This is a genomic window from Pseudomonas sp. EA_5y_Pfl2_R50 (assembly GCF_963970475.1).
In the GTDB taxonomy this organism is placed as follows: domain Bacteria; phylum Pseudomonadota; class Gammaproteobacteria; order Pseudomonadales; family Pseudomonadaceae; genus Aquipseudomonas.
The window spans coordinates 1-1,763 of the sequence record NZ_CAXAPT010000032.1; the positions used below are offsets into that span (position 1 = coordinate 1).

A 1,763-nucleotide genomic window follows, 5' to 3' on the forward strand; every position below is an offset into this window, starting at 1 on the left:
TGATACCCGTAGCTTCGGTGTATGGTTTGAGCCCCGTTACATCTTCCGCGCAGGCCGACTCGACTAGTGAGCTATTACGCTTTCTTTAAAGGGTGGCTGCTTCTAAGCCAACCTCCTAGCTGTCTAAGCCTTCCCACATCGTTTCCCACTTAACCATAACTTTGGGACCTTAGCTGACGGTCTGGGTTGTTTCCCTTTTCACGACGGACGTTAGCACCCGCCGTGTGTCTCCCATGCTCGGCACTTGTAGGTATTCGGAGTTTGCATCGGTTTGGTAAGTCGGGATGACCCCCTAGCCGAAACAGTGCTCTACCCCCTACAGTGATACATGAGGCGCTACCTAAATAGCTTTCGAGGAGAACCAGCTATCTCCGAGCTTGATTAGCCTTTCACTCCGATCCACAGGTCATCCGCTAACTTTTCAACGGTAGTCGGTTCGGTCCTCCAGTCAGTGTTACCTAACCTTCAACCTGCCCATGGATAGATCGCCCGGTTTCGGGTCTATTCCCAGCGACTAGACGCCCTATTAAGACTCGCTTTCGCTACGCCTCCCCTATTCGGTTAAGCTCGCCACTGAAAATAAGTCGCTGACCCATTATACAAAAGGTACGCAGTCACAGAACAAAGTCTGCTCCCACTGCTTGTACGCATACGGTTTCAGGATCTATTTCACTCCCCTCTCCGGGGTTCTTTTCGCCTTTCCCTCACGGTACTAGTTCACTATCGGTCAGTCAGTAGTATTTAGCCTTGGAGGATGGTCCCCCCATATTCAGACAAAGTTTCTCGTGCTCCGTCCTACTCGATTTCATGACCAAGAGATTTTCGCGTACAGGGCTATCACCCACTATGGCCGCACTTTCCAGAGCGTTCCGCTAATCTCAAAGCCACTTAAGGGCTAGTCCCCGTTCGCTCGCCACTACTAAGGGAATCTCGGTTGATTTCTTTTCCTCAGGGTACTTAGATGTTTCAGTTCCCCTGGTTCGCCTCTTGCACCTATGTATTCAGTACAAGATAACCATCTTATGATGGCTGGGTTCCCCCATTCAGACATCTCCGGATCAAAGTCTGTTTGCCGACTCCCCGAAGCTTTTCGCAGGCTACCACGTCTTTCATCGCCTCTGACTGCCAAGGCATCCACCGTATGCGCTTCTTCACTTGACCATATAACCCCAAGCAATCTGGTTATACTGTGAAGACGACATTCGCCGAAAATTCGAATTTCTCAACTAAGAGAACTCACAAATTTTACCTTAGCCTGATCCGTTACCAGTGAAAGTAACGTTCAGTCTATCTTTCTATCACATACCCAAATTTTTAAAGAACGATCTAATCAAAAGACTAGAAATCAACATTCACCATCGTCTCGATGGAATGCTCATTTCTAAGCTTTCAAACTTCAGAAGCAGTAGTGGTGGAGCCAAGCGGGATCGAACCGCTGACCTCCTGCGTGCAAGGCAGGCGCTCTCCCAGCTGAGCTATGGCCCCGTATTTCTACAGGCGTTTCCCACACAAAATTGGTGGGTCTGGGCAGATTCGAACTGCCGACCTCACCCTTATCAGGGGTGCGCTCTAACCAACTGAGCTACAGACCCAATTTCGGGCTGCTTCTATCGTCTTCTTCAATGAATCAAGCAATTCGTGTGGGAACTTATGGAGCAGCTGATGTCGTCGATTAAGGAGGTGATCCAGCCGCAGGTTCCCCTACGGCTACCTTGTTACGACTTCACCCCAGTCATGAATCACACCGTGGTAACCGTCCCCCC

Annotated in this window: 2 tRNA genes and 2 rRNA genes; all 4 read right to left on the bottom strand. The window is 49.9% G+C overall.

Annotated features, from left to right (window positions below):
* Positions 1–1,161, bottom strand: a 23S ribosomal RNA gene (locus AACY19_RS26490); the annotation flags it as partial.
* A gap of 248 nt (positions 1,162–1,409) precedes the next feature.
* Positions 1,410–1,485: transfer RNA gene (locus tag AACY19_RS26495), tRNA-Ala, on the bottom strand.
* A gap of 30 nt (positions 1,486–1,515) precedes the next feature.
* Positions 1,516–1,592, bottom strand: a tRNA-Ile gene (locus AACY19_RS26500).
* An 81-nt stretch (positions 1,593–1,673) separates the two neighbouring features.
* Positions 1,674–1,763, bottom strand: a 16S ribosomal RNA gene (locus AACY19_RS26505); the annotation flags it as partial.